The sequence below is a fragment of the Actinoplanes sp. HUAS TT8 genome (assembly GCF_051380535.1).
Taxonomy (GTDB): Bacteria; Actinomycetota; Actinomycetes; order Mycobacteriales; family Micromonosporaceae; genus Actinoplanes.
This window is the reverse complement of sequence record NZ_CP195646.1, coordinates 9,539,230-9,562,214: the sequence shown is the minus strand read 5'-3', so window position 1 is coordinate 9,562,214 and position 22,985 is coordinate 9,539,230. Positions and strand designations below refer to the sequence as shown.

21 protein-coding genes are annotated in these 22,985 nt (G+C 69.8%); 17 read left to right on the top strand and 4 right to left on the bottom strand.

The genetic code is table 11. The features are described 5' to 3' along the window. The first annotated feature begins 35 nt into the window (after positions 1–35). Positions 36–641 carry a M23 family metallopeptidase gene (locus ACSHV8_RS42560; RefSeq protein ID WP_436525583.1) on the top strand — a complete coding sequence of 202 codons (606 nt, stop codon included), beginning with the start codon at positions 36–38 and terminating at the stop codon, positions 639–641. Between the two features lie 23 nt (positions 642–664). Here the strand turns inward: ACSHV8_RS42560 and ACSHV8_RS42555 are convergent, their stop codons facing one another. Further along, entirely contained in the window at positions 665–1,657 is a 993-nt protein-coding gene (locus ACSHV8_RS42555; RefSeq protein ID WP_436536968.1) for an IS481 family transposase, read from the bottom strand. Positions 1,658–1,982: 325 nt separating this feature from the next. On the opposite strand from ACSHV8_RS42555, the gene ACSHV8_RS42550 reads away from it, so the two are divergent. Together ACSHV8_RS42550 and ACSHV8_RS42545 are read left to right on the top strand one after the other, a co-directional pair. After that, the gene (locus ACSHV8_RS42550) at positions 1,983–2,936 is read left to right on the top strand and encodes a prephenate dehydrogenase (RefSeq protein ID WP_436525581.1); all 954 of its coding nucleotides are present in this window, start codon (positions 1,983–1,985) and stop codon (positions 2,934–2,936) included. A gap of 45 nt (positions 2,937–2,981) precedes the next feature. Further along, positions 2,982–3,551, top strand: coding sequence for a DinB family protein (locus ACSHV8_RS42545; protein ID WP_436525579.1), 570 nt, complete (start codon positions 2,982–2,984; stop codon positions 3,549–3,551). On the opposite strand, the gene mtnA is transcribed toward ACSHV8_RS42545, so the two are convergent. Together mtnA and ACSHV8_RS42535 are read right to left on the bottom strand one after the other, a co-directional pair. Continuing rightward, positions 3,548–4,510, bottom strand: a complete 963-nt coding sequence (gene mtnA, locus ACSHV8_RS42540) for an S-methyl-5-thioribose-1-phosphate isomerase (RefSeq protein ID WP_436525577.1) — start codon at positions 4,508–4,510, stop codon at positions 3,548–3,550. The two genes, ACSHV8_RS42545 and mtnA, sit on opposite strands and share 4 nt — an antisense overlap. A gap of 10 nt (positions 4,511–4,520) precedes the next feature. Next, positions 4,521–5,078 (bottom strand): hypothetical protein, encoded by a 558-nt coding sequence (locus ACSHV8_RS42535; RefSeq protein WP_436525575.1) that lies wholly within the window; start codon positions 5,076–5,078, stop codon positions 4,521–4,523. A gap of 110 nt (positions 5,079–5,188) precedes the next feature. Here ACSHV8_RS42535 and ACSHV8_RS42530 point away from each other — a divergent pair, with 110 nt between their 5' ends. The 12 genes from ACSHV8_RS42530 to ACSHV8_RS42475 all read left to right on the top strand — a co-directional run bounded on the left by ACSHV8_RS42530 (position 5,189) and on the right by ACSHV8_RS42475 (position 19,947). Further along, positions 5,189–6,247, top strand: coding sequence for a PHP domain-containing protein (locus ACSHV8_RS42530; RefSeq protein WP_436525573.1), 1,059 nt, complete (start codon positions 5,189–5,191; stop codon positions 6,245–6,247). A gap of 43 nt (positions 6,248–6,290) precedes the next feature. After that, entirely contained in the window at positions 6,291–7,961 is a 1,671-nt protein-coding gene (locus ACSHV8_RS42525; RefSeq protein ID WP_436525571.1) for a DUF885 domain-containing protein, read from the top strand. A 459-nt stretch (positions 7,962–8,420) separates the two neighbouring features. Continuing rightward, positions 8,421–9,545, top strand: coding sequence for a hypothetical protein (locus tag ACSHV8_RS42520; protein WP_436525569.1), 1,125 nt, complete (start codon positions 8,421–8,423; stop codon positions 9,543–9,545). Beyond that, positions 9,532–12,870 carry an ATP-binding protein gene (locus ACSHV8_RS42515; RefSeq protein WP_436525567.1) on the top strand — a complete coding sequence of 1,113 codons (3,339 nt, stop codon included), beginning with the start codon at positions 9,532–9,534 and terminating at the stop codon, positions 12,868–12,870. The genes ACSHV8_RS42520 and ACSHV8_RS42515 overlap by 14 nt, the downstream gene beginning before the upstream one ends. Beyond that, the gene (locus ACSHV8_RS42510) at positions 12,867–13,313 is read left to right on the top strand and encodes a roadblock/LC7 domain-containing protein (RefSeq protein WP_014695083.1); all 447 of its coding nucleotides are present in this window, start codon (positions 12,867–12,869) and stop codon (positions 13,311–13,313) included. Before ACSHV8_RS42515 ends, ACSHV8_RS42510 begins: the two co-directional genes overlap by 4 nt. After that, positions 13,310–13,777: a DUF742 domain-containing protein gene (locus ACSHV8_RS42505; protein ID WP_436525564.1), complete on the top strand. Its 468-nt coding sequence runs from the start codon at positions 13,310–13,312 to the stop codon at positions 13,775–13,777. Before ACSHV8_RS42510 ends, ACSHV8_RS42505 begins: the two co-directional genes overlap by 4 nt. After that, positions 13,755–14,384 (top strand): GTP-binding protein, encoded by a 630-nt coding sequence (locus ACSHV8_RS42500; RefSeq protein ID WP_436525562.1) that lies wholly within the window; start codon positions 13,755–13,757, stop codon positions 14,382–14,384. The genes ACSHV8_RS42505 and ACSHV8_RS42500 overlap by 23 nt, the downstream gene beginning before the upstream one ends. A 77-nt stretch (positions 14,385–14,461) precedes the next feature. Next, entirely contained in the window at positions 14,462–15,112 is a 651-nt protein-coding gene (locus tag ACSHV8_RS42495) for a hypothetical protein (RefSeq protein WP_436525560.1), read from the top strand. 206 nt (positions 15,113–15,318) lie between these two features. Continuing rightward, entirely contained in the window at positions 15,319–16,650 is a 1,332-nt protein-coding gene (locus ACSHV8_RS42490) for a glycosyltransferase (RefSeq protein ID WP_436525558.1), read from the top strand. A 53-nt stretch (positions 16,651–16,703) separates the two neighbouring features. Beyond that, positions 16,704–17,888 carry a non-hydrolyzing UDP-N-acetylglucosamine 2-epimerase gene (gene wecB / locus ACSHV8_RS42485; protein ID WP_436525556.1) on the top strand — a complete coding sequence of 395 codons (1,185 nt, stop codon included), beginning with the start codon at positions 16,704–16,706 and terminating at the stop codon, positions 17,886–17,888. Next, the gene (locus ACSHV8_RS42480; RefSeq protein WP_436525555.1) at positions 17,888–19,519 is read left to right on the top strand and encodes a DUF2334 domain-containing protein; all 1,632 of its coding nucleotides are present in this window, start codon (positions 17,888–17,890) and stop codon (positions 19,517–19,519) included. The genes wecB and ACSHV8_RS42480 overlap by 1 nt, the downstream gene beginning before the upstream one ends. Positions 19,520–19,596: 77 nt before the next feature. Continuing rightward, positions 19,597–19,947: a hypothetical protein gene (locus ACSHV8_RS42475; protein ID WP_436525553.1), complete on the top strand. Its 351-nt coding sequence runs from the start codon at positions 19,597–19,599 to the stop codon at positions 19,945–19,947. 7 nt (positions 19,948–19,954) lie between these two features. Here the strand turns inward: ACSHV8_RS42475 and ACSHV8_RS42470 are convergent, their stop codons facing one another. Further along, positions 19,955–20,713: a dienelactone hydrolase family protein gene (locus ACSHV8_RS42470; protein ID WP_436525551.1), complete on the bottom strand. Its 759-nt coding sequence runs from the start codon at positions 20,711–20,713 to the stop codon at positions 19,955–19,957. Positions 20,714–20,793: 80 nt separating this feature from the next. On the opposite strand from ACSHV8_RS42470, the gene ACSHV8_RS42465 reads away from it, so the two are divergent. Both ACSHV8_RS42465 and ACSHV8_RS42460 read left to right on the top strand, forming a co-directional pair. Next, positions 20,794–21,351 carry a TetR/AcrR family transcriptional regulator gene (locus ACSHV8_RS42465; RefSeq protein WP_436525549.1) on the top strand — a complete coding sequence of 186 codons (558 nt, stop codon included), beginning with the start codon at positions 20,794–20,796 and terminating at the stop codon, positions 21,349–21,351. A gap of 113 nt (positions 21,352–21,464) precedes the next feature. Further along, positions 21,465–22,928, top strand: a complete 1,464-nt coding sequence (locus ACSHV8_RS42460; RefSeq protein ID WP_436525547.1) for a cellulose binding domain-containing protein — start codon at positions 21,465–21,467, stop codon at positions 22,926–22,928. Positions 22,929–22,985 lie beyond the last annotated feature (57 nt).

Below are 22,985 nucleotides of genomic sequence, written 5' to 3'. Positions count from 1 at the left end.
CAACCCGTATCGACGCTGTCTGCCAGGATGTCGCGGTGCGGTTACTCCGAATCCTCTCCAGCCTGACCGTCGCGGCCGTGCTCCTGACCGGATACGGCGTCGCCGGTACGGCCGAGCCGGCCAACGCCGCGACGAAGACCTATGTGTTCCCGGTCGCCGCCAAGAACGTGTCCTGGCACAAGACCCACGCGGGTTACAAGGCCACCGACATCTTCGCGGCGTGCGGCTCCAAGTTCGTGGCCACGACCAGCGGCGTGGTCCTGGAGATCAGCCTCAAGGACAAGTTCAAGAAGGGGATGAAGGACGGGCCGTACAACGGTGGCCTGTTCGTCTCGATCCTCGGCGACGACGGTGTGCGCTACTACGGCTCGCACCTGCAGTCGGTGACCACCGGCATCAAGAAGGGCGTCCGGGTCAAGGCCGGCCAGTTGCTCGGCAAGGTGGGCCACACCGGCAACGCGAGCGGCGTCTGCCACCTGCACTACGGCATCTCGGCGCCGTGCGCCAAGGTGGGCGACTGGAAGGTGCGCCGCGGCGTGATCTGGCCGTACACGTACCTCGCCTCGTGGCGCAAAGGCGGTCAGCTGAGCCCGGGCAAGGCCATGCGCGGCTGGCGCAACACGACCCACTGCAAGGCCTAAATCAAGATCAAGATCTTCATGTCCTAGGTGTGATGTCCAGCCAGGTTGTTCAACCGGGTGATGGGTGCGCGTTTGCCGATGGCGGTGTGGGGTCGGTGGTGGTTGTAGTCGTGAAGGAAGGCTGGTAGCGCGGCGCGGCGGGCCTTCTCTGAGGTGTAGAGCTTGGCGAAGGCCCAGCCGTCGGCCAGGGTGCGGTGGAAGCGTTCGATCTTGCCGTTGGTCTGTGGCCGGTAAGGGCGGGTCTTTTTCACGGTGATGCCCAGGTCGTGGCAGGTGGTGTGCCAGAGCCGGGATTTGTATGCGGAGCCGTTGTCGGACAGCACCCGGCGGGTGGTGACGCCGCGTTCGGCGTACCAGGCCACGGCGCGTTGCAGGACGCCGGTGGCGGTGATCGCGGTTTCGTCGTCGTGGATTTCGGCGTAGGCGACGCGGGAGTGGTCGTCGATGACGGTGTGCACGTATGCGGTGCCGATGAGCGGGTTGTGGTGCCGGTTGCGGGGTTTGCCGGGCGTGGCGGCCTTGTTTTTCCTGCCCTGGACACGGCCGAGGAAGCGGTGCCCGCCGCCGTCGGGTACGTTGCCGAGTTTCTTGACATCGACGTGCAGCAGGTCACCGGGCTGATCGTGTTCGTAGCGGCGGATCGGTTCGCCAGTGCCGCGGTCGAGGTGGGAGAGCCGGTTGAGGCGGCGCCGGCGCAGGACGGCGTGGACGGTGGAGGCGGCCAGGCCGAGTTGATCGGCGATCGGGACCGGGCCGAGGCGTTGTTTGCGGCGCAGGTGCACGATCTTGCGGACGGTCGGCGCCGGGGTCAGGTTCGGTTGCCGGTGCGGGCGTGACGAGCGGTCGGTCATGCCGGCTTCGCCCTCGGCGCGGTAACGAGCGGCCCATTTCGCGGCCGTTCTCCAGGACACGTCGTAGCGTTCGGCCGCTCGTGCGGGTGACCAGCCGTCATCCACGATCAGACGCGCCAGCCGCAATCGCGCCCGCGGGGTCAACGCGGCGTTAGCGTGGGACATGAAGGCCTCCAGCCTGCTCAGTGGTTGTCTAGACAGCTCCACTGCACAGCCGGAGGCCTTCATCTGTTCACAAGATCCAGCCCCGATCCTCAGATCGAGTGGTTACATTTCCTCGACCAACGTCCCCGGACATCACACCTAGGTCCGCCGTGGTCCGGATCGTCGCTCCCGCGGGGACCCTTCCGACCCTCGCAGGCCGCTGGCGCGGCCAGAACGCGAGGCCCGAAAGGGCGACGTGGTCGGGTGGGCACGGTCAGAGCACAAAAGACGAGATCATTCCGGGGCCCGTGCATCCGCACGGGCCCCGGCGTCTATAACTGCAAGCGTGCGTATTGCGGTCATCGGGCTCGGACTGATCGGCGGCTCGCTGCTGCGGGCCCTCGCGGCGGCCGGGCACGAGGTGACCGGGTTCGACGCCGACCCCGCGACCCGGGAGCTGGCCCGCGCGGCGGGTCACCGGATCCTCGACTCCGCGCCCGAGGCGGTCGACGGAACAGAGGTGGCGGCGATTGCCGTACCCCTGCCGCATCTGCCGCGAGTGCTGGCCGACCTGGCCGGTTACCGCGGCCTGGTGACGGATGTGACCTCGGTGAAGGGCCCGGTCCGGGCTCTCGCCGACGAGCACGGTGTGCCACGTTTCGTCGGCGGCCACCCGATGGCCGGGACGGCCGCGTCCGGTTTCGCCGCCGCCGACCCCGACCTGTTCCGCGGCGCGATCTGGGTGCTCTGTGTCGAGCCGCACAGCACCGACCTGGCCGACTGGTTGACGCTGGCCCGGCTCTTCACCGCGCTGGGCACCCGGGTGGTGCCGATCACCGCGGACGAGCACGACGACGCGGTCGCCCGGATCAGTCACGTCCCGCACCTGCTGGCCGCGGCCCTGACCTCGACGTTGGCCGGCGCACCCCTGAGCGCGACGCTGGCCGCCGGCTCGTTCCGTGACGGCACCCGGGTCGCCGGCACCCGCGCCGAACTGATCGCGGCGATGTGCGCGGGTAACGCCCCCGCGGTCCACCGTGAGCTGGACGCCGTGATCGCCGACCTGATCCGGCTGCGCGACGACCTCACCGACACCGCCCCGACCGCAAAAATCCTCCCTTATCTCGAAAAATCTACGAAACTCCGGCAATCCTGGCCGCCCACCCCGGGCGCGCCCGGCCGGATGACCGCCGACGCCGACGCGCTACTGGCCCTCGGACGGTCCGGCGGCTGGGTGACATCGGTCGACGGAACCGAACTCTCGACAATGCGGCCAGAAACTGACCGCTTCAGCTCCTAGCGTGGTTCTCGACAGCGAGAACCACGACGTACAGGAGAAGTCGGCATGCCCGGTCAGGTCGGACCCATCAGCAACGAGCAGGACGGCCTGCTCAGCTACCTCGCCCAGATGCGCTACGTGATCAAGCTGACCGCGCACGGCCTCACCGCGGAGCAGCTCCGGGCCACGCCGAGCGCCAGTCCGCTCAGCGTCGGTGGCCTGATCAAGCATTGCGCCTCGACCGAGGAGAACTGGCTCGGCCAGGTCCGCGGCGCCGGCCAGAAGCCGGACTTCGGGGCCTACCAGGAGAATTTCAAGCTGGCCGACGGCGAGACGGTCGAGGAGTTGTTCGCCCGCTACGACGCGGTCGCCGCCGAGACCGAGAAGACCGTGGCCGAGGTGGGCCTGGACCATCGGATCCCGGTCGATCACTCGGTCCCGTGGAACCGGCCCGACCTCGACCACTTCACGGTGCGCTGGATCCTGCTGCACCTGATCCAGGAGACCGCGCGGCACGCCGGTCACGCCGACATCATCCGTGAGTCGGTCGACGGCGCCACGGCGTACCCGCTGATGGCGGCGGCCGAGGGCTGGCCCGAGACGCCGTGGCTCAAGCCCTGGTCGAAGGAGAGCTAGGGCTTCTCGCCGCGGTCGACCCGGATCACCCGGCGGTCGGTGACGATCGCGGTGACCAGGTCGTACGGGGTCACGTCGAAGGCCGGGTTGACCGCGTCGCTCCACGCGGTCACCTCGGCCGCACCCCGGTCCTCGATGTCGACGTGCGCGCCGGTCGGGGTGGCCACGTCCACCGTGGATTCCGGGGCCACCACGATGAACGGGATGCCGGCCCGGCGGGCGCCGAGCGCGTGCGAATACGTACCGATCTTGTTGATCACGTCGCCGTTGGCGCAGATCCGGTCGGCGCCCAGGATGACCGCGTCGACCTCGCCGCGGGCCATCAGGAACGGGCCGGCCGAGTCGACTGCGACCCGGTGCTCGACGCCCCACCGGGTCAGCTCCCACGAGGTCAGCCGCGCGCCCTGCAGCAGCGGCCGGGTCTCGCTGGCGATCACACCGCCCAGGTTCCCGCGGCGGTGCAGCTCGCCGACGACGCCGAGCGCGGTGCCGATGACGACCGCGGCCAGCCCGCCGGTGTTGCAGTGGGTGAGCAGCCGGGGCCGGTCGCCGCGCAGCTCGACGACGAGGTCGGCGCCGCGGAAGGCCATCGACTTGGAGGCGGCGATCTCCTCGTCCCGGATCGCGCACGCCTCGGCCAGCACGGCGTCGGGGCCCAGGGGCAGCAGGTCGGCGGCTCGGCGGGCGCCGCGGGCCAGGTTCACCGCGGTCGGCCGGGCCGTCTCGATCCGGTGCACGGCCAGGTCCAGCGCGCCCGGGTCGTCGCCGTGGACCCGGGCGGCCAGCGCGACGCCGAACGCCCCGGCCACGCCGAGCGCCGGAGCGCCACGGACCGCCAGTGACTGGATCGCGGCGATCAGCTCGCCGACCGTGTGCAACCGGAGCACCCGCAGCTCACCGGGGAGCGCCGTCTGATCGATGATCTCGACAGCACCGTCCACCCAGTCGATCGTCCGCATGCGATCGAGACTACCGATCGGCCTTGTCCCTCAGGTCGCTGAGGATCTCCAGGAAGACGTCCTCGCTGCGGTCGACCCGTTCGGCGGTCCAGCGTTCCCGCACGGTGACCGTGCGGCCGTCGTGCAGCAGCAGCGTCGCGTCGATCGGCACCGGGCGGTCGACCCGTACGGTCGCGACGTCGTCGTAGGCCAGGTAGCGGTATCGCGTGGCCAGGTCGGCCGGGTCGTGGCCGGCCAGCAGCGCGCCGACCCGCTTGTCGCCGTCGTCGGTCTTGTCCGGGCAGGGCACGAAGACCAGGCCCTTCTCCAGCAGGATCACGTCCGCGTGCCCGCCGTCGACCCGGACGTTGGGCAGGGCGCCGAGCACTCCCGCGGCGAACGTCAGACCCGACGGACCGCGGGTCGCCGACCCGGGCCCGGCCCGCATCAGCAGCCCGACGGCGGCCACCACGACGACCCCGCCGGCGATCAGCGGGTAGCCGTGCCCGGGCGCCCCGACCACGACGATCAGCAGGCCGAACGCGGCGATGACGACGACCGAGATCGTGGCGCGAAGCGAAACGGGCATCGCGGTTGTTCCCCCTTGCCGCCGCCCGTCCCCCGGAACGGCGCAGGGAACATACCGATGCCGATCTTTGTCCGGCAACCCCGATCCCCGGCAGCGCCTAATGTGGGGTCATGGCATCTCGTGATCCGGTCGCCGACCTGCGGCGCATCGCGTTCCTGCTGGAGCGGGCGAACGAGGCGACGTTCCGGGTGAAGGCCTTCCGGTCGGCGGCCGCGACGGTGTCCCGGACACCGCACGACGAGCTGGTCGAGCGGGCCGCCGCCGGGACCCTGGCCAAGCTGACCGGTGTCGGCGACGTGACCGCCCGCTGCGTGGCCGAGTCCCTGGCCGGCGAGGAGCCGGTCTACCTGCGGCGGCTGCTCAGCACCGAGGGCACCGACCTGCCGGCCGCGGCGGCCGAGCTGCGGGCGGCGCTGCGCGGTGACCTGCACGTGCACTCGGACTGGTCGGACGGCGGGTCCCCGATCGAGGAGATGGCCCTGGCCGCGGCCGACGTCGGCCATGAGTACTTCGTGCTCACCGACCATTCGCCGCGGCTCACCGTCGCCCACGGCCTGACCGCGGACCGGCTGCGCCGCCAGCTCGACCACGTGGCGAAGCTGAACGCGCAGCTGCCGGACGGCTTCCGGATCCTCACCGGCATCGAGGTCGACATCAACGAGGACGGCTCGCTCGACCAGGAGGACGAGCTGCTGGCCCGGCTCGACGTGGTGGTCGGCTCGGTGCACAGCAAGCTGCGGGACGACTCGGCCAAGATGACCCGGCGGATGCTGGCCGCGATCGCCAACCCGCACCTGGACGTGCTCGGGCACATGACCGGCCGGAAGGTGGCCGCGGCCGGCGCCGGTGACGCCGCCCACCGGACCGCCCGGACCCGCCCGCCGAGCACCTTCGACCTGGAGAAGGTGCTGGCCGCGTGCGTCGAGCACGACAAGGCGGTCGAGATCAACTCCCGGCCGGACCGGCTCGACCCGCCGAAACGGATGCTCACGGTGGCGGTCGAGGCCGGCTGCCGGTTCAGCATCGACACCGACGCGCACGCGCCGGGCCAGCTGGACTGGCTGGGTAACGGTTGCGAGCGGGCGGCGCTGTGCGGGGTGCCGGCCGATCGGGTGGTCAACACCTGGACGGCCGACCGTCTGCTGGAATGGACCCGATCGCATGGGTGAAATGGGATGACTCCCGCGACGGGAGATCCCATAGGGTCGGGCGGTGGGACAAATTGACGAACTCGCCGACCGATACGTCGATGACTGGGCCGAGCTGAACCCGACCGGCGCGACCTCGGTCGGCATCTCGGGTTACGACGACAAGACCGACGACCTCTCGCCCGAGGGCTTCGCGGCCCAGGCCGAGCTGACCCGCCGTACCCTCAATGATCTTGATGTGATCGAGCCGGAGCACGAGTCCGAGCAGGTCGCCAAGGAAGCCATGATGGAGCGGCTGGGGCTGGAGCTGACCCGGCTCGACACCGGATTCGCCGCGACCGAGGTCAACGTGATCGTCAGTAGTCTGCACGGGCTGCGTATGACGTTCGACCTGATGCCGACCGAGGGCGAGGAGGCGGTGGCCAACATCGCCACCCGGCTCGCCGCGTTCCCGACCGCGCTCACGCAGTACCGGCGGACTCTGCTCGAGGGCGCCGATCGGGGCCTGATCAGCGCATCGGCCCAGCTGGCGGCCGTGGCCGAGCAGTGCGACGCGTGGACCGACCCGGCGCGGGACAACTTTTTCCACGGGCTGGCCGACCGGCTCGACGCCTCCGGCGCGCTCAGCGCCGAGCTGCGCAAGGCGGCCGAGGTGGCGACCGCGGCGACGTCCGACTTCGGCCGATTCCTGCGCGACGAGCTGGCCCCGCGCGGGCGGGAGAAGGAGGCCGCCGGGCCGGAGCGGTACGCCCTGGCCTCGCAGTACTTCCTCGGCGCCAAGGTGGATCTGCAGGAGACGTACCTCTGGGGATTTGAGGAATTGCATCGCCTGGAGCGGGAGATGGCCGCGGTCTCGGCGGTCATCGCCGGCCCCGGCGCCACGGTCGATCAGGCGGTGGTCGTGCTCGACGCCGACCCGGCCCGCAACATCCCCGGCAAGGAGCGGTTCCGGGACTGGATGCAGGAGCTCTCCGACCAGGCGGTCGCCGAGCTCAACGGCAAGCACTTCGACATCGAGGGGCCGGCCCAGAAGCTGGAGTGCTGCCTCACCCCGACCAGCGACGGCAGCATCTACTACACCGGCCCGAGCGAGGACTTCGCCCGTCCCGGCCGGATGTGGTGGTCGGTGCCGGAGGGTCAGGAGACGTTCTCGACCTGGCGCGAGGTGACCACCGTCTACCACGAGGGTGTCCCCGGTCACCACCTGCAGGTCGCCCAGACGCTGCTGCGGGCCGACTCGCTGAACCGCTGGCGGCGGCTGCTGGCCTGGTGCTCCGGGCACGGTGAGGGCTGGGCGCTCTACGCCGAGCGGCTGATGGACGAGCTCGGCTACCTCAGCGACCCGGGCAACCGGCTGGGCATGCTGGACGGGCAGGCGCTGCGGGCCTGCCGGGTGATCGTCGACATCGGCATGCACCTGGAGCTGGAGATCCCGCGGGACAATCCGTTCGGTTTCCACCCGGGCGAGCGCTGGACGCCGGAGCTGGGCTGGGAGTTCCTGCGGGGGCACACCCGGCAGCCGGAGGAGGTCCTGCGCTTCGAGTGGAAGCGTTACCTGGGATGGCCGGGGCAGGCGCCGTCGTACAAGATCGGCGAGCGAATCTGGCTACAGGCCCGGGACGAGGCGAAGGCTCGCAAAGGCCGTGATTTCGACCTCAAGTCCTTCCATCGGGACGCGCTGGACCTGGGTGCGCTCGGCCTCGACCCGCTCCGGAAGGCACTGAGCAGGATTTGAGTCATTAGGGCCTCTCCACACCCGAAACGGGACGGAGGGGCCCTTTTCTCTGTGTTGGATCAATTACCCAAAGTAATTTTACTTCCTTTAGTAATTGCTTTGGCACTTTCCGTGGATAGCACGGTACCCAAGACGTAACGAATCCGAAGTAGAACTCATATTCACGTCTCCCCCGCGATACCGATACCATCTGCGCGGCACTTGTCACCCTGCCGACAGAAACCTTGCGAGAGCGCGGTCACAAGTGCTGCGTATCCCCCGATCAGCCGAGCGAACTCTGACCCTTGGAAAGGGGTTTCTTGAGGATTTCTCGGATAGATTGACCCAGATCGGTGCGCCCGCACGGCTACGTTCGGTAGCCCCCCAATGGCCCATCGCGTGTGTGCATGGCGGAGGACGAAAGCAATGTCAGTCTCGGTGAACAGCCGGCGAACCCGTTTACGCTCCGCCCTCGCGGTGGTGCTGACGGTTCTTGTCCTGCTGCCTGCCGCAGGCCTGTTCCTGCGGGTCCTGCAAGAGAACTCGAAGCAGCGTGACAACGTCCAGTTGGAACAGGACGGCGTCGAATACCTCAACGCGCTGAGCCCACTGATCTCGGCCCTGGCCGAGTCGCAGTCGTCGGCTCTGCAGGGCGTCGCCGCGGAGCCCGCCTCGGTCACCGCGGCCGTGGCCCGCGTGCAGGGCGTCGACGACCGTTTCGGTCAGGAGCTCGGCGCTCGGACCCGGTGGACCGATCTGAAGGCCAAGATCGCCGCCCTGCCGAAGATCAAGGGCACCGACGACAAGGTCTTCACGGCCCACGTCGAGGTCGCCGACCTGACCATCGCGCTGTTCACCACGGTCCAGGAGAACTCGACCCTGAGCCGTGACCCGGACGCCGACATCTCGTTCCTGCAGAGCGTCGTGGCCGACAAGATGCCGCGCGCGGTCACCGCCGTCTCCCGGATGAGCGACCTCGCGAACATGGCCGCGGCCGCCACCGGCAGCGCCAAGACCACCCTGAACACCAAGTTCGGCTACCAGGCCCTGCTGGTTCAGGACAGCGTCGGTGACCTGACCGATCGCCTCCAGGAGGCCGTCGACGACACCAGCAGCAACACGCTCAGCGGCAACCTGGTGAGTAACCTCGACTCGTTCCGCCGTGGTATCGAGGCGGCCAACCGTGGTGCCAACCTCGGCAGCACCAAGGGTCCGAACGTCTCCACCCTGGTGACCGCGCAGTCGACCCTGCAGACCGCGTTGAGCGCGCTGTCCGGCGTCATCCTGAAGGAGATCTCCGGCCTGCTCGACGACCGGTCGGGCTCGCTGACCTACAAGCGCATCGAGGCCTTCGTCCTCTTCGGGATCGCGATCGTGCTGATCGTCGTGGCCACCCTGTGGACCCGCGGCCGGGCCCGTGAGGTGCAGACCGGGTTCACCGAGCAGCCGGGTGAGACCAGCCGTGACGTCTCGGTCCAGGTCTCCGGCGGCGGCAACGCCCCGGTCGGCAACCCCTACGGCGGTGGCCCGTACGACTCGGTTCCGAACTACGGCGAGGCCCCCAACTACGGCGGCGGGCGGGAGCGTTCCGGTGCTCTTCGGTAAGTTCCGCATCCTGGGCAAACTTGCCCTGTTGGTGCTCGTACCGCTGCTGGGTGTTCTCGCCCTGACAGTGCCGATCGTCATCAACCGTGCCAACGCGGCGTCCGAGGCGCAGGACACCTCGGACTCCGTCCAGTTGGCCACCCAGGTCAGTTCCGCGATCCTGCAGCTCCAGGAGGAGCGCCTGCTCTCGGTGGGCTTCCTGATGGGCCTGGTCGACGAGCCCACCCTGGTCGTGCAGAGCGCCGAGGCCGCCGAGAAGGTCGCCGACCTGCTCGACAGCCAGTACACGCTGCCTACGGCGCTGCGCCGGTCGGTCATCCTGGCCACCAAGCTGAACAGCACCCGGTCCAACGTGCTGACCCGGCAGACCGACTCGGCGAGTGTCGTCACCGACTTCACCAACGTCATCACGCCGATGATCGACGGCCTGGGGCTGAGCACCCACGCCGACCTGAGCACCGGCGTGGGCCAGCAGGTCTTCGCCCTGGAGCGCTCGATGCGCTCCGACGACCTGATCAGCCAGGCGTCGTCCTACCTGGCCACCGCCGCGGTTCTGATCAAGTCGACCGACGCCGACACCCGGGCCGGTGCGGCTCTGCCGCTGTCGCTGTTCAACCAGACGTTCAGCCAGATCCAGTCGATCATCACGTCGTCGAAGCCGTACTTCACCGACGCGCAGTACAAGCTCTACCTGAACACCCAGGACGCGTTCCAGTCGCGGGTGGGCGCGACGTTCACCGCGACCCTGGCCCAGAACCCGACGCTGGCGCTGAGCAGCCTCAACCCCAAGACGCTGTTCCCGTCGCTGCAGTCCGTCATGGTCCTCGGTGGTTTCGTCGAGAAGCGCGTGGCCAAGGACGTGGACATCACCGCCACCGACAACCGGTCGTCCGCCATCCAGCAGGCGGTCTACATCGGTGGTGGCGCGCTGCTCCTGCTGATCCTCGTGGTCACGCTGTCGATCTTCATGGCCCGCGCGGTCGCCCGGCCGCTGCGGCGTCTGACCGTCTCGGCGGACCGCATCGCCCGCGCCGCCGAGGCCGAGCTCGAACGAGTCGCCGACGACGAGTCCGAGGCCCAGGTGCGACCGATCCGACTGGACCCGGTCGACGTCGAGGCCCAGGACGAGATCGGTGACCTGGCCCGAGCGTTCGACCGGGTGCAGACCACCGCCGCCCGGCTGGTGGAACGCCAGGTGCTCGGCCGCCGTAACGTCGCCCAGATGTTCGGCCACGTCGGCCGGCGTACGCAGAACCTGGTCGGTCGCCAGCTGACCCTGATCGACGGTCTGGAGCGCCGGGAGACCGACTCCGACCGCCTCCGCGAGCTGTACCGACTGGACCACATGTCCAGCCGTCTGCGCCGGAACGCGTCCGCGCTCGTCGTGCTCTCCGGTGGTGCCGGTGCCAACGAGCACATGGCGCCGCTGGCCCTGTCCGACGTCGTCCGTCTCGCCCTCGGTGAGATCGAGGACTACACCCGTGTCGACGTGGACATCCCCGAGGAGATCGTCGTGGTGCCGGCCGTCCTGGCCGACCTCACGCTGCTCCTGGCCGAGCTGCTGGAGAACTCGACCACGTTCTCCCCGCCGCACACCAACGTCACGGTCTCGGCCGAGGAACTGCGTGGCGGCGCCCGCGTCGCCATCATCGACCACGGCCTGGGCCTGCAGCCCGAGCGTCTGGCCGAGGAGAACGCCCGACTGACCCGCCGTGAGCGACTGGACCTGGCCCCCACCGAGGTGCTCGGTCTGTTCGTGGTCGGCCGTCTGGCCCGCCGGCACGGCATCGAGGTCACCCTGACCGACACGCCGGACGGCGGTCTGACCGCCTGGATCGACCTGAGCCCGCAGCACCTGATCGCCCGGGTCGAGAGCCTGGCTCCGGCGAAGGTCGCTCCGGCCGTTCCGGCGCCGCCGGCCATGCCGCAGATCCCGGCCGGCTACGAGACCGTCGGCCCGCCGATCAGTGGCGCGCTGCGCGGCAACACGGCCGAGGTGGCCATCGCCAGCACGGCGATCCGTACCGTTCCGGGCAGCCAGCAGCCGTTCGACCCGAACGTGCTGAACCGGGCCACCCGGACGCTGGAGTCGGTACCGTCCTGGAACGCGTTCGGTGGGGCCCCGGTCCCGTCGGCCGTCGAGGACCCGTACGCCGGTCAGCCGGTCTACGACGCCGAGCCGGTCTACTCGCCGGGTGTTCCGTACCAGGAGCCGGTGGCGTACCAGCAGCCCGACCCCGCGCACGCCTACAACAGCGGCATCCCGGTCGCCGGCCGTAACCCGGCCGCGATGCCCGAGCTGCCGGCCGCCGGCCAGTCGGCCTGGGGCAACGACCCGGCGCTGCCGGCCGGTCCGGGCTGGACCGCACCGCAGCCGTCGGAGACCGCCTGGACCATCCCGGACCAGCCGGCCGCCTGGAACACTCCGGCTCCGGCCTCCCCGGCACCGAGCTGGAACAACGCCCCGGCCGCGGCTCCCGAGCCGACCTGGAACACCCCGGCGCAGGCTCCGGCCGAGCCGAGCTGGAACACCCCGGCTCCGGCCGAGACCAACTGGAACACGCCGGCCGAGCCGGCCTGGAACACCCCGGCCCCGGCCGTGGAGGCACCGATGGCTTCGGCCAGTAACTCGGGCTACTCGGCCCCTGTCCCGGAGCCGACCGCTCCGGAGCCGGCGGTCGCCCAGCAGAACGGCGGCAACAAGCCGCTGCGCCGCCGGGTTCCGGGCAGCCAGCTCCCGACCGAAACCGGTCCGAAGCAGCACGCCGCGGCGCCGTCGCAGGACGACGCTCTGGCCGCCCGGGCCGCCTTCGACGCGTTCGAGCAAGGGGTCAGCCGGGCGCACGAGACCAGCACCACGACGCCGGCTCCGGACTTCGCGAGCGGGCAGTGGAGCATGCCGGCCTCGATGCCCGATCTGCCCGCCCCGCAGTGGAACGTGCCGGCCCCGGCCGCCGCGCCGGAAGCCGCGCCGCAGTGGAACACCCCGGCGCCCGCGCCGCAGTGGAACGAGCCGGCCCCGGCTCAGCAGCAGTGGAACGAGCCGGCCCCCACCCCGCAGTGGAACGAGCCGGCCCGATCGCAGCAGTGGGACGCCCCCGCACCGGTGGCCGCCCCCGCACCGCCGACGCCGCCCGCCGGTGGCGGCTTGACTCGCCGCGTGCCAGGGGCGACCCTGCCGAGCGAGCCGCACCAGCCGATCCTTCCGCCGGCTCCGACCCTGATGGACCCGGAGCAGGCTCGCGCACTGATGGATCAGTTTGAGTACGGCGTCGCACTCGCTCTGAATGAAACTCAGCCACAACCCGAGGGACAACCGCGATGACTTCCCCCTACCCCACCGCGCAAAGTCAGCTCAGCGCCGAAGCCAAAACCTTCAACTGGCTGCTGGACTCCTTCACGTCCGGGACCGCCGGCGTGATCGAAGCCATCGCCGTCTCCTCGGACGGTCTGCTGATGGCCATGTCCGCGATCAAGGACCGGCCCAACGCCGAGCGTCTGGCGGCCGTGGTCTCCGGCCTGACCAGCCTCGCCGGAGGTGCCGCCAGCTGGTACCGGCTGGGCGCCCTGAACCGGGTCATCATCGACATGGCCGACGGCTACCTGCTGGTGACCGCGATCAGCGCCGGCTCGGTGCTCGGCGTCATCGCCGACCGGTCGGCCAACCTGGGCACTCTGGCGTACGAGATGACTCTCTTCGCCACCCGGGCCGGCGGCGCCCTGAGCCCGCGCCTGATCGCCGAGTTGAAGAACGCCGTCCAGCAATGACATACCCGGACCCCGCTGCCGAACCGGTACCTCCGGCGCGCCCCGGAGTCCGGCCCTTCCTGCAATCCGGTCCGAAGCATTCGGCCGGCGGCTACACCCCTACCGGGGAACAGCCGCCGGTCGAGCAAGGACAGAGCAACACTCTGCGTCCGTTCGTCATCACGGCCGGACGCACCGATGGAGGCGACCCCGAAATCGGTATGGAGACTCAGGTGACGGTGGTGGTTGGAGCGCCACCGTCCCGGTTCTCGCCGGAAACCAGGGCGATCGTGGCGCTCCTCGAAGAGAGCCCGATCTCGGTGGCCGAGATCTCCGCACGCTTGCGTCTGCACCTGGGCGTCTGTCAAATCCTCGTCGGCGACCTCCGCGCCGCCGGTCAGGTGGACATCCAGGGCATTGAAAACGACACCCCTGACCCCGAGACCATCATGCGAGTGATCCGTGGACTTCGATCCATCAGCTAACCGCGTCGTCGGAACCGCGCGCATACCGGGCGGAGCCGCGCCCACCAAAAAAGCGCCGGTTCCGGTAAAGATCATCGTGGCCGGCGGCTTCGGGGTGGGTAAGACGACGACCGTCGGCGCCATCTCGGAGATCTCGCCGCTGACCACCGAAGCCGAGATGACGTCGGAGTCGATCGGCATCGACAACGTCGGCCAGGCCACAACGAAGACCACCACGACGATCGCGATGGACTTCGGCGTACTGACCATCGACCAGACGCTGAAGCTCTACATCTTCGGCACGCCGGGCCAGACCCGGTTCGCCTTCATGTGGGACGACCTGGTCAAGGGTGCCCTGGGCGCGCTGGTCGTGGTCGACACCAACCGCATCGACGACTGCTATCCGGCCGTCGACTACTTCGAGCGGGCCGGCCTGCCGTTCGTGGTCGGCGTCAACACGTTCAACGGCAACATGGCGTACAGCCTCGACGAGGTGCGCTGGGCGCTCGCGGTCCGCGAGGACGTCCCGGTCATCTCCTACGACGCCCGCTTCCGCGCCTCTGTCCGGGATGCCCTGCTCGTCGTTCTCGACCAGGCTCTCGACAAGGCGATAAAGATGAAGTCGTAGGGTGTCCGCGGGGTCGCCCGGTTTGCTATGCATTCCCATAGGTACCGGGCGACCGTTGCGAGAAAGAGGACGGTGACGTGCGAGGCGGACTGGACGACGCGCTCGACAAGCTTGCGCGCCGCGACGAGCTGCGAAAGCGCGCCGCGGCCGGGGAGAACCCGGGGCCGCCCCCCGCGGTGACCGAGCTTGTCGAGGCCATCGCCGGGGTCATCACCCGGCATCCGAACCTGGGCGTCACCGTCGGGGTGGAGGGCGCCGGGGATCCGGTGCTGCTGCATTTCGGGTTCGCCGACGGCACCGTGCAGGTCAGAGCCGACCATGCGGTGCCCACCCCGTCGCCGGCCGAGCCGACCCGGGCGCACGCGGACTTCGAGATCAACGTCGATGACGAGCCGCCGCCGCGGGGCAGTCACGACGATCAGGACCGGTTCGGTCCGACCGATTACGAGTACGCCGAGCCGCCCACCGCCGAGCGACCGTTCGTGACCCCGCAGGCGCCACCGCCGCCGCCTCCCCCGGCTGCGTATTCACCGCCGCCGGTGCCACCGCAGCGCCAGCCGCACGCCGAGCCGGCCCCACCGCCGCCACCACCGCCCGCGGCGCCGAATCCGATGCCGATGGCGAACCCGGTGCCGTTCCAGGCCGAGCGTCAGGCCGAGGAGGCCGAGCTGGCCGCCCGCCGGCTGGCCGCGATGCTGCGCGACAACCCGAATCTGCTCGACGACTGAGACCGGGCTCACGGAAGGCGGCCACCACACGGTGGCCGCCTTTTTCGTACGGTTTTTCCCAGCCCGAGACGTCTGGGATGTCTGGCATAGGCCATTCGGGCGGTATGCCGCAACGGCCGTACGACGACTATTGAGAGCCGCCCGGTAGCTCCGTAATGTCCTAATACGTCCACGACATCGTGGCAGGGACAGAGACGGGGGAGACGATGTCCGCATCGGACGGCTGGCTCATCGCGGTCGCGGGCTACGCGATCCTGCTGGCCTGGCCGCTCTCCACGGTCGTCCTGGTCTGGTTCGCGGTCCACTACACCGGCACCCACCGCGCCACGGTCGTCAACAAGGCCCTGGCCAGCGGCGGCGGCAAGCCCGACCACTTCTGGATCATCGTGCCGGCCCTGAACGAGGAGGCGGTGGTCGCCAACACGGTGAACGCGGCCCTCGGTCTGCGCGGCCCGGCCGGCACCCTCGCACGCGTCCTGGTGGTCGACGACGGCTCGGACGACCGTACGCCCGAGGTCCTGGCCGCCATCGATCACCCGCGCCTGCACGTCATGCGACGCGACCTGCCCGAGGCCCGCCAGGGCAAGGGCGAGGCCCTGAACGCCGCCTACCGTTTCATCGCCCAGCTCACCGCCGACGAGGGTGTTCCGGCCGACCGGGTCGTGCTCGGCATCATCGACGGCGACGGCCAGGGCAGCGAGAACATCCTGAACGAGGTCGGCCGCCTGATGGGCGACAGCCGCGTCGGCGCGGTCCAGGTCCAGGTTCGCATCCGCAACCGCAACCGGCTCCTGGGCGCCGTGCAGGACCTGGAGTTCGGCGCGATCGTCGACGCCAGCCAGAACATGCGCAACGCGCTCGACACCGTCGGCCTGGGCGGCAACGGTCAGTTCAGCCGCCTCTCCACGCTGATCTCGCTGGGCACCGCGCCCTGGTCGGACTGCCTGGTCGAGGACATGGAACTGGGCCTGCGCATGCACCTGCAGGGCGTGTCGATCCGCTACACCTCGCGGGCCTCGGTGACCCAGCAGGCGGTGGTCGACATCAAGCGGCTGACCCGGCAGCGCACCCGCTGGGCCCAGGGCAACCTGCAGTGCGCCCGCTACCTCGGCTCGCTGTTCCAGTCGGGCAACATCGCCCGTACGTCGCTGGTCGAGATCTTGCATTATCTGGTGTCGCCGTGGGCCAACGCGATCATCGCGGTCCTGCTCTCCCTGAGTGGCACGGCCGGCTTCCTCGGGCTGCTGATCGGTCACCCGGTGCCGTTCCTGCCCACCTGGACCGCGCTCGGCGCCAGCGTCGGCATCTGGCTGGTCGTCACCATGTTCCCGGGCCTGATCTGGGTGCTGGTGCACCGGACCAAGCGTGGTGACGAGGCGATCGGCCGGATGCTGCTGGCCGCCCTGGCCTATCCCGCTTTCCTGCTCCTCGGCCTGACCGCGACCTACCGGGCGCTGGGCCGTCAGTTGAGCGGCAAGCAGTCCTGGGCCAAGACCGAACGCCTCGCCGAGGAACCCCTCGCCCTCCAAGCCGCCTGATTCCCGCAGGCCTGCACCACCACCCCCCTGTAAGTGAAGGAAGGCTCCCCCCAATGTCCCTTCGCGAAGTCCACCTGATCGGCGGCACCCGCCCCGAGGCCGTCAAGCTCGCCCCGGTCGCTCTCGCCTTCCGCGAGGCCGGCCTGCTCACCCCGATCCTGCTGGCCAGCGGTCAGCACCCGACGATGGTCACGCAGGCGCTGGCCGCGTTCGACCTGGAGCCGGACATCACGCTCACCGTGGACCGCGCCACCGGCACCCAGGCCGAGCTGCTCACCGCGATGATCCAGCAGCTCGACGAGCTCTGGTCGGTCCGCACCCCGGCCGCCGTGATCGTCCAGGGCGACACCACCACCAGCCTGGCCGGCGCGCTGGCCGCGTTCTGGCGCCGGATCCCGGTCGTGCACCTGGAGGCCGGGCTGCGCTCGGGTGACCTGGAGTCGCCGTTCCCCGAGGAGGGCAACCGCCGCCTGGTCGCCCAGGTCGCCGCCCTGCACCTGGCGCCGACGCCGCTGGCCGCGATGAACCTGCTGGACGAGAAGATCGCCGCGAGCGACGTGCTGATCACCGGCAACACCGTGGTCGACGCGACCCTCGCGGTGGCCGCGAAGCGTCTCCCGTACGAGAACCAGGCCGTCGCCGCCGCCCGGGCCGAGAGCACCAAGCGCCTGGTCCTGGTCACCGCGCACCGCCGCGAGTCGTGGGGTGAGCCGCTGGACCGGATCCTGAGCGCGGTCAAGGAGCTGATCGAGCGCTACCCGGACATCGAGGTCGTGCTGCCCAGCCACCCCAACCCGGCGGTCCGGGCCCAGGTCGACGCCGCGCTGGCCGGGGTCGAGCGGGTCACCGTGACCGATCCGCTGCCCTATCCAGACCTGTCCCGCCTGCTCTCCGAGGCCTACCTGGTCCTGACCGACTCGGGCGGCATCCAGGAGGAGGCGCCGTCGTTCGGCGTGCCCGCCCTGGTGCTGCGCGACGTCACCGAGCGGGTCGAGTCGCTGCACGCCGGCTGCGCCAAGCTGGTCGGCTCCGACCCGGCGCTGATCGTCGCCGAGGCGTCCGCCCTGCTGGACAGCAAGGCCCGCCGGGACGCGATGACGTCCGGCGGTAACCCGTACGGCGACGGCCGCGCCGCCCAGCGCACCGCCCAGGCCACCGCCGCGCTTCTCGGGCTCGCCCCGGCGCCCGACGCCATGCCCGTTCAGCAGTCCGCCGCCGAGATCGGAGCGATCGCCTGATGAGCACCTCGAAGGTAACCCGACGCACCCTCATCGCCGGTGGTGGTGCGGCCGCCGTGGCCGTGGCCGCCGGCATCGGCTTCAACTCCGTGCAGGCCGACGCGGCGACGACCACGCCGGCCAACACGACCTCGGCGGCCAAGGCGGGCAAGGGCGGGCCGGGCGCCGGAACGGCCAAGACCCTGGTCCTGTACGACACCACCGGCGACTACGGCTGGCTGGGCGAGGTCTACGCCACCCAGACCGCGAACCTGAGCTCGCGCTTCGGCACGTGGACAGCGGCGCCGGTGGCCAAGTACAAGTCGGGCGACATGAGCGCCTACACCGCGGTGATCTACCTCGGCTCGACCTACGACGAGCCGCTGCCGGCCGCGTTCCTGACCGATGTGCTGGCCACGACCAAGCCGGTGACCTGGGTCTACGACAACATCTGGCAGCTCGCGGCCAAGGACGGGTTCACCGCCAGGTACGGCTTCGCCAGCGGCACGTTCGACTTCGCCGAGGTGACCGAGGTCGGCTACAAGGGCAAGAAGCTGACCCGGAGCACCGACAACAAGTCCGGGATCATGAACCTGTCGATCAGCGACAGCGCCAAGGTCACCACGCTGGCCACGGCGGTCCGGGCCGACGGCACGAGCTTCCCGTGGGCGGTGAGGTCGGGAAACCTGACCTATGTCGGTGAGATCCCGTTCGCCTACGTCACCCACGACGACCGCTACCTGGCCTTCGCCGACCTGCTCTTCGACTCGCTGGGCGGCGGGACGACCGAACGCCACCGCGCCCTGATCCGCATCGAGGACGTCGGCCCGGACGCGGACCCGGAGGGGCTCAAGGCGGTCGCCGACTACCTGGCCGCCGAGAAGGTGCCGTTCAGTGTCGCCGTCTACCCGCGGTTCCGGGACCCGAAGGGTGTCGGCAACGGCAAGGCGCAGGACTACACCCTGCTGAACAAGCCGAAGGTGGTCGCCGCGCTGAAGTACATGCAGGCCAAGGGCGGCACGCTGATCATGCACGGGTACACCCACCAGTACGGTTCGGTGGCCAACCCGTACGACGGGGTCAGCGCGAACGACTTCGAGTTCTACAAGGCGCACGTGGACGCCGACGACAACGTGATCTACGACGGCCCGGTCGCCGAGGACTCGGCCGCCTGGGCCACCGCCCGGATGGTCGCCTCGGGTCTGGTCTTCACGGCGGCCGGGCTCGGTGCGCCCAAGATCTTCGAGTTCCCGCACTACGCGGCGAGCGCGCCGGACTACGACGCGGTCAACGCGCTGTTCGGCAAGCGTTACGACCGCGGGCTGTACTTCCCGGGCGTGCTGACCGGTGCGAAATACGACTACTCCCGGCAGTTCGGGCAGTTCTTCCCGTACCCGGTGCGGGACGTCTACGGTTCGGTCGTCATCCCGGAGAACGTCGGCAACGTCGAGACCGAGGCGTTCAACAACCACCCGGTCCGGCTGCCGGCCGACATCATCGCCTCGGCCGACCGCAACCTCGTGGTCCGCGACGGCGTGGCAAGCTGCTTCTACCACGCCTATCTCGGCACGGACTACCTCAAGGACCTGGTCACCGGCGTCAAGGGGCTCGGGTACTCGTTCGTCAGCGCCGAGACGATGCTGAACGGCTGACCGCCGCGTATCTCGCGAGGCCGCCGTCCGGTTGTCCGGACGGCGGCTTTTCGCATATCACCACTTAGGAGACATACATGGACGTGGTGGACTTCTGGGTCCGGTCCTGGACCTCGGACGACCTGCCCGCGGCGCGGCGGGTGCTCACCCCGGACATCGAGGTCGAGTGGAACCTGGACGCCCCCGTCGACGACGAGGAACTGCTCCAGGTCCTGCACCGGATCGCCGCCTTCGCCGACGGGATCACGGTCGCCGCGCGGACCGACGCCCTGGACGGCGCCACCGTGATCTACGACCTGGCGGCCCCGTTCGGCACGGCCCGCCTGGTCGAGTTCCTGGGCGTGGACGACCACCAGATCAACGAGATCCGCCACATCTACGACGTCACCGCGATCGACCGCTACTTCCCCGACCTCTACAAAAACTGAAAACCGCTTATTCAGTACGGCGCAGGTTGCGCTCGAACAGCGGGAACAGCGCCGCCCAGTGCCGGTCCTCGCCGCCCTGGTGGTGCATCGCCGTGTCGGACATCGTGTAGCCGTGCGGCGCGCCCTCGTACACCTCGGAGGTGTAGGTGACGCCGCCCGCCTCCAGCGCCGCCTCCAGGTCCTTGATGTTGTCCGGGGTCATCGAGCCGTCGTTGTCGGCGTGCCCGAAGTAGACCTCGCCGGTGATCGCGCCGACGCCCCGGTGCGGGCTGTTCTCGTCGTCGCTGACCACGCGGCCGGCGTGGAAGCTGCCCAGCACCTTGATCCGGTCGGGCAGCGCGGACATCGCGATGAGCCCGTTGCGCCCGCCCATGCAGTAGCCGACGACACCGACCGGCCCGGCCTCGACGCCGTCCTGCGCGGCGAGATAGTCCAGGTAGGCCCGGGTGTCGGCGATCACCCGCTCGGCGGTGAGGTTCTGCATCATCGGCCCCAGCTTGCCGAACGCCGCCCCGCGCTTCTCCGGGTCGGTGAGCTCGTCCGGGTCGATCAGCGGGCTGCGCCGATCGCGGTAGAACAGGTTGGGCACCAGGACGGCGTACCCCTCGGCGGCGATCCGGTCGGCCATCTCCTGCAGCCGCGGCCGGAGGCCGAAAGCATCCATGAACAGCAGAATCCCCGGGTACGGCCCGGGGCCGTCCGGCTTGACGAAGTAAGAGTCGGCCGAGCCGTCAGCGGCCGGAATGTCGATCGAAGCCTGGTACATGTCCACATCCTCCGAGTCGATCCATCAAGATCGTCCCGAGGCTAGCGGCTTTCCCGGCGAAACGTCGTATTCTCATGCGCATGGCCACCCGGCTGCGTGCGGATGCCCGCCGAAATCGTGCGGCCCTGCTCTCCGCCGCTCGCGAGGTCTTCGCGGAGCAGGGTCTGGATGCCTCGCTGGACGAGATCGCCCGTCGCGCCGGCGTCGGCAACGCCACGCTGTACCGGCGTTTCCCCAGCCGGCGGCACCTGATCGCCGAGGTGTTCGCCAGCCACATGACGGCCGCGGTCCGGCTGGCCGATCAGGCCTGTGAGCATCCGGATCCGTGGGCGGCCTTCGTCGGCTATCTCACCCGGGTCTGCGAGTTGCAGGCCACCGACCGGGGCCTGGCCGAGCTGCTGGTGACCGACGCGTTCGACGACGACGAGCGGTTGTCCGGGTTGCGGGCGGCGGCTCAGCAGCGCGCGGTCGACGTGCTGATCCGGGCGCAGCGGGCCGGCCGTCTGCGGGCCGATTTCACCCGGCACGATCTGTGGCTGGTGATGATGGCCAACGCCGGGGTGAACCGGCACGCCACGGAGCCGAACGCCTGGCGCCGCCAGTTGTCCCTGGTCATCGGCGGCCTGGCCACGCGGTGACAACACGGTCACGGTGCGGCTTTTAAGGATCTTTAAGGTGCTTGGCGGAGAACCTTAAGCCGGACACAGCGAACAATCAGCTCCGTCACCATCCCCCGTGATCGGAGTTCGACATGCAACGCAGCCGTCTGCGGCTCGCCATCTACTCATCAGCCGCGCTGCTCGCGGTCGGCGGCGGCATCGGCGCGGCGGTCGCGGCCACCACGAGCTCGGGCACCCTGAGCGCCTCCTTCACCAAGGAGAGCGACTGGGGCACCGGCTACCAGGCCCACTACACGATCACCAACAACACCGGCGCCGCCGTGAACGGCTGGCAGCTGGTCTTCGGTCTCCCGGCGACGGCCAAGGTCGGCAGCGCGTGGGACGCCGTGGTGAGCGCCAACGGCAACGTCGAGACGGCGAAGAACGCCTCGTACAACGCGACGATCCCGGCCGGCGGCTCCCTCTCCTTCGGGTTCGTGGTGGCCGGCCAGGGTGACCCGACCAGCTGCACGATCAACGGCGCGGCCTGCACGACCGGCGGCGCGACCACCGCCCCGACCGCCACCGCGACCGTCGCGCCGACCAAGACGGCGACCGCGACGCCCACCAAGACGGCGACGGCCACCCCGACCAAGACGGCCACCGCGACGCCGACCAAGACCGCGACGGCCACGCCGACCGCCACCGCGACCTCGACCGGCGGCACCGGGACGGCGAGCGGCGTGCTGGTCGCCCCGTACGTCGACATGGGTGTCCTCTCGAACGGCGGCACGCTTTCCGCGCTCGCGACCGGCGGCAACGTCAAGTCGTTCAGCCTGGCCTTCGTCACCGCGGCCGGCTGCAAGGCCAGCTGGTTCGGCGCCTTCGACCCGCGGGCCAAGCAGTTCGGCGACCAGATCAGCGCGATCCGCGCGGCCGGCGGCGACGTGAAGGTCTCGTTCGGTGGCGCGACCGGTGTCGAGCTGGCCCAGGCCTGCACCTCGACGTCCGCGCTGCAGGCCGAGTACCAGGCGGTCGTCGACGCGTACAACCTGAAGTACATCGACCTGGACATCGAGGGCGCGGCCTCGGCCGACACCGCCTCGATCAACCGCCGCTCGACCGCCCTGGCCGGGCTGCAGAAGTCCAACCCGGGCCTGAAGATCTCGCTGACCCTGCCGGTGCTGCCCGAGGGCCTGACCGCGGACGGCCTGAACGTGGTCAAGTCGGCCAAGAACGCCGGCGTCGACCTGGACCTGGTCAACATCATGGCGATGGACTACGGCCGCTCCGGCCAGGACTACGGTGACCTGGCGATCCAGGCGGTCAAGTCCACCAAGGACCAGATCAAGTCGATCTACGGCAACTCGGACGCGGCCGCCTTCAAGATGGTCGGCGTCACCCCGATGATCGGCAAGAACGACGACAGCGGCACGTTCTCGCAGAGCGACGCCAAGGACCTGGTCGCGTTCGCCAACACCAACCACATCGGCTTCGTCTCCTTCTGGGAGATGCAGCGCGACAAGAACGCCTGCCAGGGCGCGCTCTTCCAGTGCACCAACGTCACCCAGACGGCGTTCGAGTTCTCCAAGATCTTCGCCGGCTTCAAGGGCTGATCTTCTCGACCCCCGTCACAGCGAGTCCCCCGGGCCGGCACCTCCCGGGGGGCTCGC

Bases quoted from the DNA above. Each gene is read 5' to 3' on its own strand.
- ACSHV8_RS42510 (WP_014695083.1), top strand. From the start codon at position 12,867: ATGACTTCCCCCTACCCCACCGCGCAAAGTCAGCTCAGCGCCGAAGCC.
- ACSHV8_RS42475 (WP_436525553.1), top strand. From the start codon at position 19,597: ATGGACGTGGTGGACTTCTGGGTCCGGTCCTGGACCTCGGACGACCTG.
- ACSHV8_RS42505 (WP_436525564.1), top strand. From the start codon at position 13,310: ATGACATACCCGGACCCCGCTGCCGAACCGGTACCTCCGGCGCGCCCC.
- ACSHV8_RS42480 (WP_436525555.1), top strand. From the start codon at position 17,888: ATGAGCACCTCGAAGGTAACCCGACGCACCCTCATCGCCGGTGGTGGT.
- ACSHV8_RS42460 (WP_436525547.1), top strand. From the start codon at position 21,465: ATGCAACGCAGCCGTCTGCGGCTCGCCATCTACTCATCAGCCGCGCTG.
- ACSHV8_RS42490 (WP_436525558.1), top strand. From the start codon at position 15,319: ATGTCCGCATCGGACGGCTGGCTCATCGCGGTCGCGGGCTACGCGATC.
- wecB (WP_436525556.1), top strand. From the start codon at position 16,704: ATGTCCCTTCGCGAAGTCCACCTGATCGGCGGCACCCGCCCCGAGGCC.
- ACSHV8_RS42470 (WP_436525551.1), bottom strand. From the start codon at position 20,713: ATGTACCAGGCTTCGATCGACATTCCGGCCGCTGACGGCTCGGCCGAC.
- mtnA (WP_436525577.1), bottom strand. From the start codon at position 4,510: ATGCGGACGATCGACTGGGTGGACGGTGCTGTCGAGATCATCGATCAG.
- ACSHV8_RS42555 (WP_436536968.1), bottom strand. From the start codon at position 1,657: ATGTCCCACGCTAACGCCGCGTTGACCCCGCGGGCGCGATTGCGGCTG.
- ACSHV8_RS42465 (WP_436525549.1), top strand. From the start codon at position 20,794: ATGGCCACCCGGCTGCGTGCGGATGCCCGCCGAAATCGTGCGGCCCTG.
- ACSHV8_RS42545 (WP_436525579.1), top strand. From the start codon at position 2,982: ATGCCCGGTCAGGTCGGACCCATCAGCAACGAGCAGGACGGCCTGCTC.
- ACSHV8_RS42535 (WP_436525575.1), bottom strand. From the start codon at position 5,078: ATGCCCGTTTCGCTTCGCGCCACGATCTCGGTCGTCGTCATCGCCGCG.
- ACSHV8_RS42530 (WP_436525573.1), top strand. From the start codon at position 5,189: ATGGCATCTCGTGATCCGGTCGCCGACCTGCGGCGCATCGCGTTCCTG.